The 14,480-nt window shown below is 48.3% G+C and carries 16 protein-coding genes; 8 read left to right on the top strand and 8 right to left on the bottom strand.

All coding sequences use genetic code 11. The features are described 5' to 3' along the window. Nucleotides 1-213: 213 nt before the first annotated feature. The gene (locus CUJ83_RS05865; protein ID WP_230741357.1) at nucleotides 214-540 is read left to right on the top strand and encodes a winged helix-turn-helix transcriptional regulator; all 327 of its coding nucleotides are present in this window, start codon (nucleotides 214-216) and stop codon (nucleotides 538-540) included. A 15-nt stretch (nucleotides 541-555) separates the two neighbouring features. Here CUJ83_RS05865 and CUJ83_RS05860 read toward each other — a convergent pair whose 3' ends face one another. Next, nucleotides 556-1,116, bottom strand: a complete 561-nt coding sequence (locus CUJ83_RS05860; RefSeq protein ID WP_230741356.1) for a hypothetical protein — start codon at nucleotides 1,114-1,116, stop codon at nucleotides 556-558. A gap of 241 nt (nucleotides 1,117-1,357) precedes the next feature. Here CUJ83_RS05860 and CUJ83_RS05855 point away from each other — a divergent pair, with 241 nt between their 5' ends. Next, a complete protein-coding gene (locus CUJ83_RS05855) occupies nucleotides 1,358-2,134 on the top strand; it encodes a matrixin family metalloprotease (protein WP_230741355.1) in 777 nt (258 codons plus the stop codon). Here the strand turns inward: CUJ83_RS05855 and CUJ83_RS05850 are convergent. From CUJ83_RS05850 to CUJ83_RS05835, 4 genes are all read right to left on the bottom strand, one after another. Continuing rightward, the gene (locus CUJ83_RS05850; protein ID WP_230741354.1) at nucleotides 2,131-2,856 is read right to left on the bottom strand and encodes an ABC transporter ATP-binding protein; all 726 of its coding nucleotides are present in this window, start codon (nucleotides 2,854-2,856) and stop codon (nucleotides 2,131-2,133) included. The genes CUJ83_RS05855 and CUJ83_RS05850 overlap by 4 nt on opposite strands. Further along, nucleotides 2,853-3,548, bottom strand: a complete 696-nt coding sequence (locus tag CUJ83_RS05845; RefSeq protein ID WP_230741353.1) for an ABC transporter permease — start codon at nucleotides 3,546-3,548, stop codon at nucleotides 2,853-2,855. Before CUJ83_RS05845 ends, CUJ83_RS05850 begins: the two co-directional genes overlap by 4 nt. A 233-nt stretch (nucleotides 3,549-3,781) precedes the next feature. Beyond that, nucleotides 3,782-4,909, bottom strand: a complete 1,128-nt coding sequence (locus tag CUJ83_RS05840; RefSeq protein WP_230741352.1) for an alkaline phosphatase family protein — start codon at nucleotides 4,907-4,909, stop codon at nucleotides 3,782-3,784. A 93-nt stretch (nucleotides 4,910-5,002) separates the two neighbouring features. Further along, entirely contained in the window at nucleotides 5,003-5,155 is a 153-nt protein-coding gene (locus tag CUJ83_RS05835) for a hypothetical protein (protein ID WP_230741351.1), read from the bottom strand. 153 nt (nucleotides 5,156-5,308) lie between these two features. Between CUJ83_RS05835 and CUJ83_RS05830 the strand changes: the two genes are divergently transcribed. The 5 genes from CUJ83_RS05830 (at nucleotide 5,309) to CUJ83_RS05810 (ending at nucleotide 10,868) form a co-directional block, all read left to right on the top strand. After that, nucleotides 5,309-6,517, top strand: coding sequence for a molybdopterin molybdotransferase MoeA (locus CUJ83_RS05830; protein ID WP_230741350.1), 1,209 nt, complete (start codon nucleotides 5,309-5,311; stop codon nucleotides 6,515-6,517). Further along, a complete protein-coding gene (locus CUJ83_RS05825) occupies nucleotides 6,510-8,432 on the top strand; it encodes a molybdopterin biosynthesis protein (protein WP_230741349.1) in 1,923 nt (640 codons plus the stop codon). Before CUJ83_RS05830 ends, CUJ83_RS05825 begins: the two co-directional genes overlap by 8 nt. Before the next feature lie 235 nt (nucleotides 8,433-8,667). Further along, nucleotides 8,668-9,147, top strand: a complete 480-nt coding sequence (locus CUJ83_RS05820; RefSeq protein WP_230741348.1) for a chemotaxis protein CheW — start codon at nucleotides 8,668-8,670, stop codon at nucleotides 9,145-9,147. Between the two features lie 237 nt (nucleotides 9,148-9,384). Beyond that, complete coding sequence (locus tag CUJ83_RS05815; protein WP_230741347.1) at nucleotides 9,385-10,629, top strand: MFS transporter; 1,245 nt, start codon at nucleotides 9,385-9,387, stop codon at nucleotides 10,627-10,629. Between the two features lie 80 nt (nucleotides 10,630-10,709). Continuing rightward, entirely contained in the window at nucleotides 10,710-10,868 is a 159-nt protein-coding gene (locus tag CUJ83_RS05810) for a hypothetical protein (RefSeq protein ID WP_230741346.1), read from the top strand. Between the two features lie 351 nt (nucleotides 10,869-11,219). Here the strand turns inward: CUJ83_RS05810 and CUJ83_RS05805 are convergent, their stop codons facing one another. Both CUJ83_RS05805 and CUJ83_RS05800 read right to left on the bottom strand, forming a co-directional pair. Then, entirely contained in the window at nucleotides 11,220-12,248 is a 1,029-nt protein-coding gene (locus CUJ83_RS05805; RefSeq protein WP_230741345.1) for a DUF1786 domain-containing protein, read from the bottom strand. Beyond that, a complete protein-coding gene (locus tag CUJ83_RS05800; RefSeq protein WP_230741344.1) occupies nucleotides 12,248-12,655 on the bottom strand; it encodes a Tfx family DNA-binding protein in 408 nt (135 codons plus the stop codon). Before CUJ83_RS05800 ends, CUJ83_RS05805 begins: the two co-directional genes overlap by 1 nt. 41 nt (nucleotides 12,656-12,696) lie before the next feature. Here CUJ83_RS05800 and fdhD point away from each other — a divergent pair, with 41 nt between their 5' ends. Then, nucleotides 12,697-13,464, top strand: coding sequence for a formate dehydrogenase accessory sulfurtransferase FdhD (gene fdhD / locus CUJ83_RS05795; protein WP_230741343.1), 768 nt, complete (start codon nucleotides 12,697-12,699; stop codon nucleotides 13,462-13,464). Between the two features lie 477 nt (nucleotides 13,465-13,941). Here fdhD and cgi121 read toward each other — a convergent pair whose 3' ends face one another. After that, nucleotides 13,942-14,454 carry a KEOPS complex subunit Cgi121 gene (gene cgi121 / locus CUJ83_RS05790; RefSeq protein ID WP_230741342.1) on the bottom strand — a complete coding sequence of 171 codons (513 nt, stop codon included), beginning with the start codon at nucleotides 14,452-14,454 and terminating at the stop codon, nucleotides 13,942-13,944. Nucleotides 14,455-14,480 lie beyond the last annotated feature (26 nt).

Here is a 14,480-nt window from a genome sequence, read left to right as displayed (position 1 = left end):
GATGCCAATTTTTTTGATTATGGTTGATTTAAGGCTGAAATTGTATAATTTGTACATACAGACATGTTGTATTGGTTTATATACATGGTTGCAATTAAAATATTCTAGCGCAGTAGGAACCTGGCACTAAAGTTGCAAGCTATATACCCCCCAAATTTTGCTTCTAACAACCGGGTTCCTGCGGTTGCGTTAAAAAATCATGCTGGTATGCTCATGGAGATCTTAAAGACAATATCATATGCAGGGACAATGGAAGTCCTTACATCTCTTGGAAAAGGGCCGAAACGCTTCACTGAAATAATGTTCGAGACAAAGCTCAACCCGGGCATCCTGAACAGGGTGCTTAAGACTCTTATCAATTCTGGCATTGTCTCAAGATGCGCAAACGAAGAGGATGGCTACGAACTCACCACTAAAGGCATAAAGATCTCACTATACATCCTGAAGATAGTAGAAGTCTCAGAAAGCCAGAAGCCGGTCCACAGGGAACTTATTACGTTACTCACAGGCAGACTCGAACAGATGAGCAGCACGGCATAGATGCCGTGTTCACTCTTAAGGCTGAGAAAAACTATCAAAAGGGCCTGTAACGACATCGTTCGGCTTTGTGATATTACAAATATCGTCAACGGCCGAATTTAAAAGTTGCAGTTCCTCCTCAAAACCGCAAAGGTCCTGCATGACCGTCTGACGGTCGATCATATCGGGGTATATTTCAGTGACCCCGATAATGTTGTTGTCATCGTCCATGATCGGATGGACCATGACCTTATACCAGCGATCAGCACAGGGAAGCGTGTTCCTCATGGACACCTCGAAATCTCCCTGAGGCGGACATACCATCGGGCAAAAATCACACGGCGAAGAAGACCTTTCCAGCGCCTCATAGCAGCATTTTCCCGTGAGGTCACCCATTTTCGCCCTGGCGACATAGTTCTGGGAAGTGATGATAAAGTCTTTACCGATCACAAGTAAGCCATTGCATACCGCATCTAAAAACCCGTTCTCTGCGACAGTTCTTTTGAACTCCGCGTCAAAAAGGTCCTCGGCCTCTTTTGACCTGTCATCACTGCTCTGGTGATCGACACCCATAGGTCTGTCTACGAACTCTTGCATATCTATCAGCATTAAAATTTATATAAACCGGAAAAGGTCCAATTATTAACTTACCTGTAGAATCTATATACCTTTCCTACTATTTTATTAACTGCTATTTTATAATTACATATATGTAATCCTGCCGACGTTCCCGTAAAAATTTATGGGGTTTAAGAGTTTTAGATTGACATCGACAGGATTTCACACGCCGGCGTAAAAAGCCAACTATTATATTCAAGTACCAATATACCGCTGGAACATGGCTGAAAGGTCCGGGCATATATCCATAGGTCATATCATTCTCATAATAATCCTGTCAGCCGTCATCTCCATATCGTTTCTGCTCCCGCTATACGTCCACGAAGAGGTCGTAAAGAGCGTGGGGAACTACGCGCCTCTGTACCTTTACGAACATTCTCCCTATGGGAGGATCGTGGTCGAAGTGCATTATTCCCCCGATGCGAAGCCGTCGGGCGAGGCGCTTGAAAGCCTGCGGTACATGCTGCAGCAATATACGGGAAAACAGGTCATAGTGGAACAGTTCCAGGATATTGACCCGGTGATAGTGCCAAAAAAGATCGACGAGGATAACATCTTTGACTTCGGAGAATCAGTCCTTAAGGACAGCGGCCATTATCATATGGGATGGATATCTGGCGATATTCCTATATACGTACTATACGTCAATTCTACCGCCCCTGACGCGCAGATCAAAAAGGATAATGCGGTCGCCGGCGTATCCTATAGGGCGAACTCATTCGTCATTTTCAAGAACAACATCGCCATAGACAGTATCGAAAGGTCTGTGTTGATCCACGAGACGGGCCATTTGCTGGGGCTGGACCATGATAATGATCCTTCATGCGTGATGACCTCTGTTCTAGTACAGAAACCCTCGTGGCTGGCAGGAAAAGGCTCGCCCCCATACGAATTTTGTGATGATCATATGGCAGAGCTTGATGATAGGCGGAGGAACCCGTTTTATGCCGCCTTCAAGAATTATGGTAGAATAGTAAGTTTATTTTTACCGGATTAGAAGACCATGTCGCCCGTCACGAACGCTTTTGTCCTTTTGTCGCGGGGATTATTAAAAATATCTTCTATGCTGCCCGTCTCTACGAGATTTCCTTCATACAGGAACGTGGCTTTATTTGCCAATCTTTTCGCCTGATGCAGGTTATGCGTCACAATGATGACCGTCGTACCGAACTTTTCATTGACGTCATTGACGGCTTTCTCGATAATGGCCACGTTTAACGGGTCAAGGCTCGCGGTAGGCTCGTCCAGCAATAATATCCTGGGCTTCAGGACGTATGCCCTTGCGAACGCCACGCGCTGGGCTTCGCCTCCCGATAGATCTTTTGCATACTGGCGCTCCTTACCGGAAAGGTCAAGCAACTCCATAACGTCTTTTATTCTTTTTTCTATTTTAGACTTACTCTCATGCCTTAATTTAAGCCCGTACGCAATATTATCGTAGACGTTCATCGAGAACACTATTGGCTTCTGGAAGACCATTGACATTGACATTCGAGTCTCCATTATGTGGCCGGACCACACATCCTTGCCGTCGATGTAAACTTTTCCTCTGTCGGGTATGTCGAGCATGTTGATAAGCCTTAATAGCGTCGTCTTACCGGCGCCGCTTGGCCCTATGACGGCCATGATATCTCCGCTGTCTATCTTTAAATTAACATTATTTAGAATAGCCCTGTCACCGGCTATTCTCGTCAGGTTCTCGACAGTGACGCTGCTCAACGCGAAGAGCCTCCTTTTTTCATGTTCATGATCATGTTAATGATGAACGACACTGAAAGTAGTATGATCCCGAGGGCTATTGCCATACCATAGTCTCCTTTTCTGGTCTCGAGCACTATCGACGTGGTCAAGACCCTGGTACTCCAGCGGATATCTCCTCCGACTATCATCACGGCACCGACTTCGGCTATGGCCCTTCCGAACCCTGCAAGTATCGCGACGATGATCGCCTGGCGGGCCTCGTTCAACACTATGATGGCCGTGTTCACCTTATTTGCTCCCAGTGAGATCACCGTATCAATGATAGTCTTATCTACTGCTTTTGTGGCCGTTATCGTGAGCCCGGTGATAATGGGCGTGACAAGAACGAACTGGGCGATCACCATTGCGGTGGGCGTGAACAGGACGCCGAACGTTCCAAGCGGCCCCGCTCTGGATATCAACAGGTATACGACCAATCCTGCTACGACAGGCGGAAGTCCCATTAAGGTGAATATTACGTTCTTCAGGGCATTTTTCATCGGAAACTCATTGAGGGTTATCCATGTTCCCAGGGGAATCCCGACAAGGGCCGCAAGTAAAACCGCAACTCCGGAAACCTCGAGGGATAAAATAGTGATGTCTATGACCTCGGGGTTTAAGCTTGCGATAAGTTCAACAGCCCGTAATATCCCTTCGATAATGTAACCCAATTCAATAACCCCTGATTATTTTCAAATTCCAGGTAAAATTTTTACATAATAAATAATCGCCGGGCAACATATAGTTTTTTATATGCGCCCGGGCGCGTTTGCGGTTTTAGGTGTGAATTGTTAATAATGATCTTTTTATGTATCGGATATGGAGCCTGCTATAGAAAGTACAAATGCTTGCTTAATATACTTTTCGTAATCATATTTAGTTACATTTTAATTTTTTAAGCAGGTTAATAAAATTTTATGAAAACAGGAATGAGCATATCCTGGGGAAGCAGGGTCCCGTGGTCTCCCATTCCTCCAATGATTTCATGCCCTCCATGGTCGGACAGTAATATGACGAGCGTACCGGGCCTTATTTCCTCAAAGAATTTCCCGACCAGCATGTCGGCATGCTGTATCGCCATCAAGGATCTTTCAGAGTACGGGCCTGTAAGATGCATCGTCCTGTCAGTATTTTTTAAATGGACGTACAGGAGCCTTGTATCGTTTTTATATTCCTGAATGGCCCTTTCCATGATCTCATCGTCGGCATTACCGTCACCATCACCGTCGGGTACCCTGATTATCCCTTCTTTCATGCTTATCGGAGGCTTCACGCCGTCGATCCATAGCGCTTTTATGCCTGACTCTCCGGCATAGTCAAAGTCCGTCTTCACCAGTATCGTCCTGTTCTCCCACATGTCGACACCGTTCTTTTCCGGCGATACTCCCGTGACCATGGCTGCTGAGTTCACGACCGATATCGACGGGTATACGCTTGAGGCCGCGATAGGCTTGCCAAGTGACGATATATTATATACGGCTTTGTTTTCGTCCGCCCACATGTATCGGTACAGTCCCAGCGAATCAATATAAAAAACGACGACCTGAGAAGCATTTAAGCTGGCGAGGCTTTTTCCGTCAAAGTTTTCGCAGGGCATTCCCAGGGCTTCACATGCCGTGGGCGCAATATCCATTATCGTATACACCGGCCTGTAACCGGTCTCGACGAAAACCGGGCCCGCAGGCAGATCATATCCCCATGCTTTCAAGTCCAGATTGTCTGTCACCAGTACCGGCACGTACCATAAAGAATGATACGCGGCCTCTGTCCAGTCTATCTTTTTATAACCGGCAGTAATGCTTTTGACCGGGTATTTTCCCGCTCTCCAAAATAGCCTCTCTATCGGGACGCCTTCCGTTCCATATGATGTCCATGTGTATTTTTCAAGGCCCGTATATGATGAAAGGTTGAACTCCACAGGGGGGCTATCGTATGAAAAGATGCTGATACATGGTGCCCGGGAAGTGACTGCGGACGCCGCCTGCAATAGCAATAGGGCTATAATAATAAAGTATACGGGACGGGCAGTCATCAATCTTAATTATATTGTATAAGAAAATGATGATTTCCAGATTTATTCACGGCCTGCCCTGGATCTCCGTATCGGATGTAAAAAGTAAAGTTTTCAATCTTCCTGCTCGATCTTTATCTCAAGCGTCTTCCATTCTTCCACATCGTCCAGAGTTTCTACCATACCTTTGATCGTGGCCGCTATTATCTTCTGGACGAACTTGTTCATTGGGATCTTTTTACCGTCTGCTACTAACTCTATTTTCATATGATCACCGATCAATTACTATAGATATAGTATGTTAATTTTCATAAATAAAATGATTTGTCCTTTATACCTGCCGGAAGCCGGCATCATCAGGATTTCCGGCACGATACAGAAACAGAAGCTTTATGGATATAGACCTCAATTACTTCTTTTATGCCTCTGGAATCGGGTTTCATAAAAAAGACTGGTATAGAAAGCGCGCTGGATATATTTTTAAATTCATTCGAACCCTCCGGCAAAGTGGAGACCGTGAAACTCGAGCATGCCGACTACAGGGTACTGTCAAAGGATGTCGTATCCCCCAGAGACGTACCTCACTACGACCGGAGCGCAATGGACGGGTTCGCAGTAAAGGCCTCGGATACCTTTGGCAGCAGTAAGGATGCAGGCGTATTTTTGAAATTGACAGAAAAAGACAGGATGATCGAGGGAGAATGCAGGCAGGTACATACGGGAAGCCCTATCCCGGAAGGCGCCGATGCGGTTGTCATGATCGAGAATACAGAGCCTGCCGGACCGGAGATAGAAGTTCTGGGCCAGGTCTCCCCCGGACAAAACATCGGCTTTAAAGGAGAAGACGTAAAAAAAGGCGATGTCGTCTTTTGCAAAGGCAGACAGCTTAAGCCTTCTGACGCAGGGCTTCTGGCGTCGATGGGCTTCACAGAGGTCGAAGTTTACGCGAAGCCCCGCGTAATGATAATCCCTACGGGAGAGGAGATCGTTAAAAGGGGCATCACACCTGGTCCCGGACAGATGAACGAGAGCAACGGCGTGATGAACTATCTTTATGTTAAAAGGTATGGCGGCGAGCCCACTATTCATGACATCGTCTCCGATAAAAAAGAGTTGCTGACGGAAGCGCTCATCGAGGGCATCGGCTACGACCTGATAGTGACCACTGGCGGCAGCTCGGTCGGAAAGAGAGACCTTATTGCCGACGTGGTCTCATCCATGGGAAAAGTGCTGGTACACGGTGTAGCGATAAAGCCCGGCAAGCCTGTTGCTCTTGGCTATGTGGAGCACGGGGGCAAGAGAACGCCCATAGTCTGCCTTCCCGGATATCCGGCCGCATGTGCCATAGACTCTATGGTATTTGCGGACCCTGCCGTGAAAAAACTGGGCCATATGCCGCAGTCTAAATACCGGACAGAGAAGGCGGTCCTGACCAGGAAAATATTTTCTGAGGCTGGCTTCAGGTCGTACACGCGCGTGATACTCGAAGACGGAAAGGCTACGCCGCTGAGGACAAAGGGCGCCGGTATTCTTAGCTCTGTCTCACAGGCTGACGGGTATGTGATAATCCCTGAAGACGTCGAAGGCTACGAAGCCGGGGATCAGGTAGAGGTGACTTATCTTGAGTGAAAGAAAAGAGTTCAGGACCCTTGTATCGCTAGAAGACGCAAAAAAAGCGCTGATCCCGTTCTATAAAAGGGACATCGAGGAAGTGCCCCTTAACGAATGTTACAATAGAGTCCTTGCAAGGAACGTATACTCGAGGGTGGACGTTCCCGGATTTGACCGGGCCTCTATGGATGGGTTTGCCGTAAAGGCAAAGGATACATGGGGAGCGGACGAAGAGTCACCTCGTCCGCTCCGGATTAAGGGCATTATCCATGCTGGTGATAAGCCCGATATTTCCGTAGAGCCATCCACTGCCGTGGAGATAGCCACCGGTGCAGTAATGCCCCGCGGCGCCAACGCCGTTGTCATGGTCGAGAACACGGATACTTCGGGCGAGGATGTGAACGTCAGGAAACCTGTATCCCCCGGGGAGAACGTCATGCATACGGGAGCAGATATCATGATGGGAGAGCTGGCGCTCAGGGCAGGTACCCGTCTTACATCAAGGGAGATCAGCGTGCTCGCTGCTGTCGGGCTGGACCGCGTCGCTGTATATAAAAAGCCGAGAGTCGGCATAATATCTACCGGCAACGAGCTGATGATGCCGGGAACGATACTGGAGCCCGGCCAGATATATGACGTGAACGCTTATGCTGTCGGTGCAGGAGTGATCGAGAACGGCGGGGAGCCCGTATATCTGGGCATCATACGTGACGTCTATGAAGATTTTCAAAAGGCAGTGGTCGAGGCGACTAAAAAGTACGACATAGTGGTGACGTCGGGAAGCACGTCGGCAGGCGCCTCGGACATGATGTTCAGCACCGTGGGAAGCTTTGGCAAGGTCCTGGTCCACGGTATCAAGATAAAGCCCGGTAAGCCCACTATCATCGGCGAGGCTAACGACAGGCCTTTCATAGGCCTTCCGGGATATCCTTCATCCGCCATAACCATATTTAACGAGGTCGTCGCCCCCATGATAAGGCACATGAGCGGCTATCCTGAAAAGGCGAGGCGCGAGGTCACCGCAAGGATGGCCGTCAGGGTACGCTCCGAGGGCGGCAGGGAAGTGCTATTGCCCGTAGGGCTGATAAATGAAAAAGACGCGCTGTCGGCTTATCCCATAGAAAAAGGCTCCGGCGCCGTATCATCGCTGCTTGACGCTGACGGATATATAGAGATCAGCGAGGACACTCACGTCATAGATGAAGGCGATAAAGTATCCGTAAAACTCTTCTCAGAGGAGATCACTTTCCCGGACCTGCTGATGATCGGCAGCCACTGTCTGGGCATCGACATCATCACGGAGATGATGTCAGAGAAGGGCTATACCGTGCGCTCAATAAACGTCGGCTCGATGGGCGGCTTCCGGGCTATAAGAAAAGGCATAGCAGATGCCGCAGGCGTACATCTGCTGGACGAGTCGGGCGTTTACAATGAGCCTTTCCTTCGGTCGCTTAACGTGGAGGATGCGGTGTTAATAAAAGGATATGTGCGCGAACAGGGGCTCATATTACCGAAGGGTAACCCGTCGGGTATAAAGGGCCTGGAAGACCTCCCCGGAAAGCAGTTCATTAACCGGACCAAAGGCTCAGGTACGCGGACACTTCTTGACATGGAGCTTAAAAAGATCGCCGAAGGCCGCGGCACGACTCTACAGGTCCTGACAGAGTCAATACCCGGATATGACGTCGAGGCAAAGACGCATAATGCGGTCGCTTCGGCCATACTGATGGGAAAGGCGGACGCAGGGCTCGGGATCAAGACAGTGGCTGAACAGAACGGCCTGGATTTCATACCCTTAAGGGACGAGGAATACGACTTCGTAGTGAAGGCCTCAAGTATGAACAAGCCTGCAGTCATCGCATTTATGGATATATTAAGGTCCGCGGAATTTAAAAAGAGGATAGCAGAACTCGGATATAAGCCGCAGGCTTGATATTTTTATTCATCTATAGCGCTGTTTATCCCTAACTTTTTTATTTACCTGGTCATCGTCGAATATCCCGTCGTGTGAAGGATTTTTTTATGCCTGAAAGCCATGGGGCTTAAAGCCAAAAATAACCGGGGAACACTTTAAAATTTCTAATTATTTTTTTGTTACAATACTTATTTATCACTTAGGCTTCCAGAATAAAATCAGAGTATTATTTGTTTTAATTCAGGTGCATAACATGGTGGATGATAACGTTTTAGATAATGAGATACAGCTCGTCGTTTTTAAGCTCGGGAGCGAAGAGTTCGGCGTTGATATATCTCAGGTAAAAGAAATAATCCGCGTCGGCGACATCACCCGCATCCCCGGATCACCGCCTTTCGTGGACGGTGTCATAAACCTTCGCGGCCAGGTCACCACCGTGGTCAATCTGCGCTCCAGGCTCGGGCTTGGGGGAAAAAATGCCGACTCAAACGCCAGGATCATGATAATGGAAGTCCAGAAGAATACTGTCGGGGTCATAGTGGATTCTGTGGCCGAGGTGAAATATATGTCCTCAAAAGATATCGAGCCGCTTCCCGAAGCGCTTTCATCTTCCATAAGCTCGGAATACATACAGGGTGTGGGAAAACTATCCGGCAGGCTGCTCATTCTCGTGAACCTTAAACAGATAATCCTTGACGATACGCTAAAACTATCCCGCGGCGTTGCCGCATAGACCGTATCCTAATATTTTTAAATGATCATCCTCTTTAGTATTATCAAACATCCTGTCACGGATATTATTCATGTTTTCATAATATTCTTGCCGCGTTTTTAGATTATATGTGGCTTTGTCATATGCCATAAACCCGAAATATATTTAGTATTGTAATACTAACAGTGATACTCCATATAGAACTATTTGTACTATGGGGTTAAGGGTTTTATTACCCGGTTTTAAATGTGGGTGCAATTGCATTCAGATCGTGATACTATGGCGCTTATCGATAAAAATAAACACGGCAGAATGATGGCGCTGCTGGCGCTGTCCTTCGCAGGGTTTGCGGCTTCATTCTCCGGACATCTTATCGCTTCCAATCTCGGCACATACATGAGCGCATTCGGCTCGACTAACTTCCAGATAGGGCTGGTAATAGGGTCTCTGGCCATTGCCGAGGTTCTGTTCAAGACTCCTTTCGGCATACTCGCTGACCGGCATGGCAGGCTGAAGTTCATGATAGGCGGGTTTGTGATGCTCGTCATCGTATCCCTGCTATACCCGGTATTCCAGGACCCTGCAGTCCTATTCACCATACGCTTCGTGCAGGGAATAGCCATCGGCGCGTTCTCCACCACCTCGGTGGCATTGGTCGCAGATCTTTTTGCCGACCGCAAAGGAGAGGCCATGGGCACTTATAATTCCATTAAAGGCGCTGGATACGCTCTCGGCCCGATCGCCGGCGGTTTGATCATCCAGTATATGGGATTCAATGAAATGTTCATCCTTTGTGCGATCGTGGGCGCCGTTGCTCTCATTCTGGCCATAATGTTCGTAAAAGAAGGATACGATCCCGCGGTCCAAAAGAAGAGGTCGGCGGGGATGATGCTAAGGGAAGGCTCACGGTTTGACTATCTTAGCTGCTATTTTATAGGCATGAGCGGAATGCTGGTTTTTTATTCTATAATATCCTTCCTTCCCGTGTACGGCTCATCGAAGGGCATCGACACGGGCACGACCGGCCTGATACTAGGCGTCCAGGCCGTGGTATACGTCCTCGCTCAATACTACTGCGGAAAGTTCGCCGACACATACGGCTCGAGGCTTCCGCTGTTCATCGGGTCCATTCTCTTAACGTCCGCATTGCTGATGATCACTCTGATACCTTCGGCTCCGGTATGGTTCGCAGCCGTGATACTTTCGGGCACAGGCATAGCAGCCCTATGGGTAGTATCGAACTCCTATCTCGCATACGCCGCACCTGCAGCGATCATGGGCACGGTCATGGGGCTTTCAGGGACGTTCAAGGAGGTAGGCGACGGCGGAGGGCCTGTGCTTGTGGGATTCCTGGGGGATGTATGGGGCTTACAGGCGGCGTTCCTGTTCTGCATACTGTTCACCATCCTATCTTTCCTGCTCACGTTCGGGCTTGACGATGAGATCGGCGTAAAGACTAAGCAGAAACAGGCTCCGGCTATAATGCCGCAAGCACAAAAATAAGCCTGCGACTTTTTTACTTTATTTATAATGACCTATGAGAAAAGCTATTTATCATTCGGACTAAACGATTTCCGATAAACATGGCTATCACAGGACGAACCATTGTCGAGATCATCGGCCTCCTACTGCTCCTCGTTCTAAGCTCGTCTTTTTTAAAAGGAAGGTTATTGACCGAGAATCAAAGGAAGGCGTTCATTATTTTACTCGTGGTCATGCTAGTTGTACTTATATTGACCTAGGTGTTCTGTCCTGTAATTTATTACTGTGCATACTGGTTCATCTTTAATCAAGCTCATCACAAAGGCAACTAAGGTACACTATTTTTCACCACGAAGCGCTCTATGGGCTCCAGGGACCACTATTTTTCACCACGAAGGGCGCTAAGGGCTCGAGGGTCCACAATTTTATAAGTATATGTTACTTTCTAAAAAAGTCCTTTGTGTACCCTTGTTTGCCTTTGTGCGCTTTGTGGTGGAAGCTAGTGTACCCTCGAGCCCTTAGCGCCCTTCATGGTGAAAAAACCGTGTACTTAGTTGCCTTTGTGGTGAAAGAGAAGATATATTAAAACCATGAATAAACGGGACTGACTCCTATATACCCTTCATATCCTGATAAGCACGGACCATTCCCACCGGGCCGACCATGTAAACATCTTCAAGGGGCGTCGCATATCTAATATTAAGGCCGGTCTCCTCTGCCTGCATCCTTCTGGGCCCGGTCACTATTATGGATTCCGGGCTTATTGGCTCCCGGACATATGCTCCATGCCCGCCGTCGTTGAATATCTCTTCGTTGGTCAGAGTTGCGTTCGCAAGCCTCTCAATATAGTCTTTCATTTTATTCGGCGTTAAAGAGAACGTGTGATGCTCGAAAATCCCGACGATAGAGCCGTCCTCAGTTATCGATGCGGCAGTGGTGTGGCCGTTCCCGACATCCATCACAATGGCTGGCAGCTTCGCCCCGTACATTCCGCCGAATATCCCGGCTATCTTCGTGTCCATGACAAGGACGTTATGGTATCCCTGGTCATGCAGGGACCTTATGACAGCGCTGGCTCTCGTAAATACCGGAGTTTCTCTGGTGATGATAAAATCCCTGAAAGTGGCTCCTTTTTTTATTATGCCTGCTATCTGTTCGAACCGGAACTCCCTGTCGCTCATTCCTTTTGGCGCGGAGCCATGGTCCTGCACAGCTACCGCAACAACAAGATCCCGGGGGCCGGGAAGCTCATAGTTCATGGCCTTAAATGAAGACCTGAACGAATCCATATCCACATCGCGGAGCGTGAACTTCGAGTAGTCTTCCCTCATATCGGCTTCGGCGCCGATCTCAATGCCGCGCTCTTTGACCTGCTCGAGGTCATCCCTCACCGTGCGCGCAGCATCCTCTGTCATCACCACTCTGAATTTTTTAGCATGGTTGACCAGCGCCATCGATATGGCACCGCCTCCCATAGTATACCCGTCACAAAAGATATCTTTGCCGGCCTTCCTTATCCCGGAAGCAAAAAGCCTGGTGGGAGCCGGCATGACCACCTTGGCCTTAAAATCCTTTAACTTATCATCGATCACAAGAACGTCCTGTGTGCCCGAGCCGACGTCAAGGGCGAATATCTCCATTATACTATGGTCACCTCTCCGGTGACGTTTATATCGACTTCGATATCATCCAGAAGTATACGGTTTGATATGATCGTTCCTTTTTCTTTCTTTATCCTGGTTATAAGGTCGAGCGAATCTGTCCTGACATGAATATTAGACTTATCTGCTTCAGAGAACACAATCTCAGGCACGTTCATGACGTCAGTGCCTTTCTTTATGGCGATCTTGACCGGCGAGATGATACTGTTCCACTCCTTTAGCGTCTCTTTGGAGCGCTCGATATTCTCGCGGGCACGTTTCTCTATAAGGCTAATATTGGCACGAGTCGTCTTCATTCGCCTCGCAATGTCTTCCTGGGTAAGCCCGGCCTGCCTTAACCTGAGCACCATTATTTGTCTTTTAGTGAGGAATGATTTATTAGCCATTAAGCATTCATATGCACATTATAGCCTTATATTTTTGTGTGATGTCCATGGATACCGTCAAAGAATATTCTTCCATCAAGATCACCCGGGAAGGCAGGACCGAGACATCCGACCCGGTGATCGTCGAACAGTCGATCGAGCTTCTTATTAACGGCATGAAACTATCCTCGATCGTTACCACCCCGGAAGATCATAAAGAACTTGCAGTAGGATACCTGCTGACGGAAGGCGTCGTAGAGTCCATGAACGATATACTCTCCGTAAAAGAAGAAAACGGCTGCGTAGACGTCAGAGTGAAGTCCTTTGAACGAACGGACATCATGTTCGAGATACGCTCTGCCGGAATAGGGGTCGTAAGGGGAAACCGGGACGACGGTATCAGAATACCTCCCGGTCAAAGGTTCTCAATAAACACCATACTGAACAGCCTCAAGTTCCTGTACTCCGAGACACACGACATCACCCGCGGCGCCCACACCGCATGCCTCATAGATGCAGACGGTAACCTAAAATACAGGGCACTGGACGTCGGCAGGCACAACGCCATAGATAAGGTAGTCGGGGCTGCAAGCCTCGCAGGTGACGATCTTAGTAAAATGTTCCTGCTGTCATCGGGGAGACAGCCCGCAGGCATGGTCATGAAAGCTATCCGCGTAGGGATCCCTCTAGTCGTATCAAAAGCCGCGCCTATTAGCTCGGGCATTGACTGCGCGCTCAGGGCGAACCTGACCCTGGCATGCTTTGCAGATAAAGAGAAAGTGAAAGTCTTTTCCTGCCCGGAGAGAATAATCGTTAAGGCAGATGAATGATCAGACTATAAAATTTTAAATGAAAAGACTCCTGGTTGATCTTAACACATTTTTATCCACTAGCGCACGAAGGCGACGAAGGTGCACTAAACTGTTAACCACGAAGCGCACGAAGGCGACGAAGGTGCACTAAACTGTTAACCACGAAGCGCACGAAGGCGACGAAGGTGCACTATACTGTTAACCACGAAGCGCACGAAGGCGACGAAGGTGCACTATACTGTTAACCACGAAGCGCACGAAGGCGACGAAGGTGCACTAAACTGTTAACCACGAAGCGCACGAAGGCGACGAAGGTGCACAATTTTTTTTTAAAAAATGATCATCTTCTAAAAGAGGTACTTTGTGTTCCTTGTTCGCCTTTGTGCGCTTTGTGGTTGGATGCCGTGTTCCTTGTTCGCCTTTGTGCGCTTCGTGGTTAACAGTTTAGTGCACTTCGTTGCCTTTGTGGTGAAAATCGATAAAACACCAGCCTTTTTACTTTTCGAACTCGAGCAGCGCCGACCTTTCTTTTACGAGTTCCGGTATCCTTTCCTTACCGACGATCTCCAGTTCGGCAGGCGTTATCTCAAACAATTTCATCAGAGTCTCATCTTTGTCATGAGTGTAGTCCACGACGCTTTCATCCACGACGTCAAGCCTGGCCTGCACTTCCTGAAGGGCTTTTTCCGCGCCTTCGCCTATAATGGCTATGGCGATATTGTTCCCGCCCTCTTTAACGCCCATCTCGAGAGCTTTCTCTATCTGCCTTCTTCCCCTGAGGTATAGCATTACCTCCATACCCATATCTCTCGCGAGATTCCTGTTATTCTTAAAGGACTCCACGGCTTTTATCACAGAGAACTCCATATGGGGGCGGCCTGCCACTCTATCTGCGTTTACAGCCTGCACGATAATGCCATATTTTTTGCCGATCTCAGCCAGAGACTTTAAAAATGATCTCACGTCGGATATGTTAGCTTTTCCGCCGGTGATAAGGACGTCCGTCATCAAACCATAATCGTGGTCAAAAAAGA

Source organism: Methanooceanicella nereidis (assembly GCF_021023085.1).
GTDB lineage: Archaea > Halobacteriota > Methanocellia > Methanocellales > Methanocellaceae > Methanooceanicella > Methanooceanicella nereidis.
The sequence above is the reverse complement of the archived record's forward strand: the minus strand, read 5'-3'. Positions and strand labels throughout refer to the sequence as shown.

Coding starts and splice junctions, on each gene's coding strand:
- CUJ83_RS05865 (WP_230741357.1), top strand. CDS start 214: ATGGAGATCTTAAAGACAATATCATATGCAGGGACAATGGAAGTCCTT.
- CUJ83_RS05860 (WP_230741356.1), bottom strand. CDS start 1,116: ATGCAAGAGTTCGTAGACAGACCTATGGGTGTCGATCACCAGAGCAGT.
- CUJ83_RS05855 (WP_230741355.1), top strand. CDS start 1,358: ATGGCTGAAAGGTCCGGGCATATATCCATAGGTCATATCATTCTCATA.
- CUJ83_RS05840 (WP_230741352.1), bottom strand. CDS start 4,909: ATGACTGCCCGTCCCGTATACTTTATTATTATAGCCCTATTGCTATTG.
- CUJ83_RS05835 (WP_230741351.1), bottom strand. CDS start 5,155: ATGAAAATAGAGTTAGTAGCAGACGGTAAAAAGATCCCAATGAACAAG.
- CUJ83_RS05830 (WP_230741350.1), top strand. CDS start 5,309: ATGCCTCTGGAATCGGGTTTCATAAAAAAGACTGGTATAGAAAGCGCG.
- CUJ83_RS05820 (WP_230741348.1), top strand. CDS start 8,668: ATGGTGGATGATAACGTTTTAGATAATGAGATACAGCTCGTCGTTTTT.
- CUJ83_RS05810 (WP_230741346.1), top strand. CDS start 10,710: ATGGCTATCACAGGACGAACCATTGTCGAGATCATCGGCCTCCTACTG.
- CUJ83_RS05805 (WP_230741345.1), bottom strand. CDS start 12,248: ATGGAGATATTCGCCCTTGACGTCGGCTCGGGCACACAGGACGTTCTT.
- CUJ83_RS05800 (WP_230741344.1), bottom strand. CDS start 12,655: ATGGCTAATAAATCATTCCTCACTAAAAGACAAATAATGGTGCTCAGG.
- fdhD (WP_230741343.1), top strand. CDS start 12,697: ATGTCCATGGATACCGTCAAAGAATATTCTTCCATCAAGATCACCCGG.
- cgi121 (WP_230741342.1), bottom strand. CDS start 14,454: ATGACGGACGTCCTTATCACCGGCGGAAAAGCTAACATATCCGACGTG.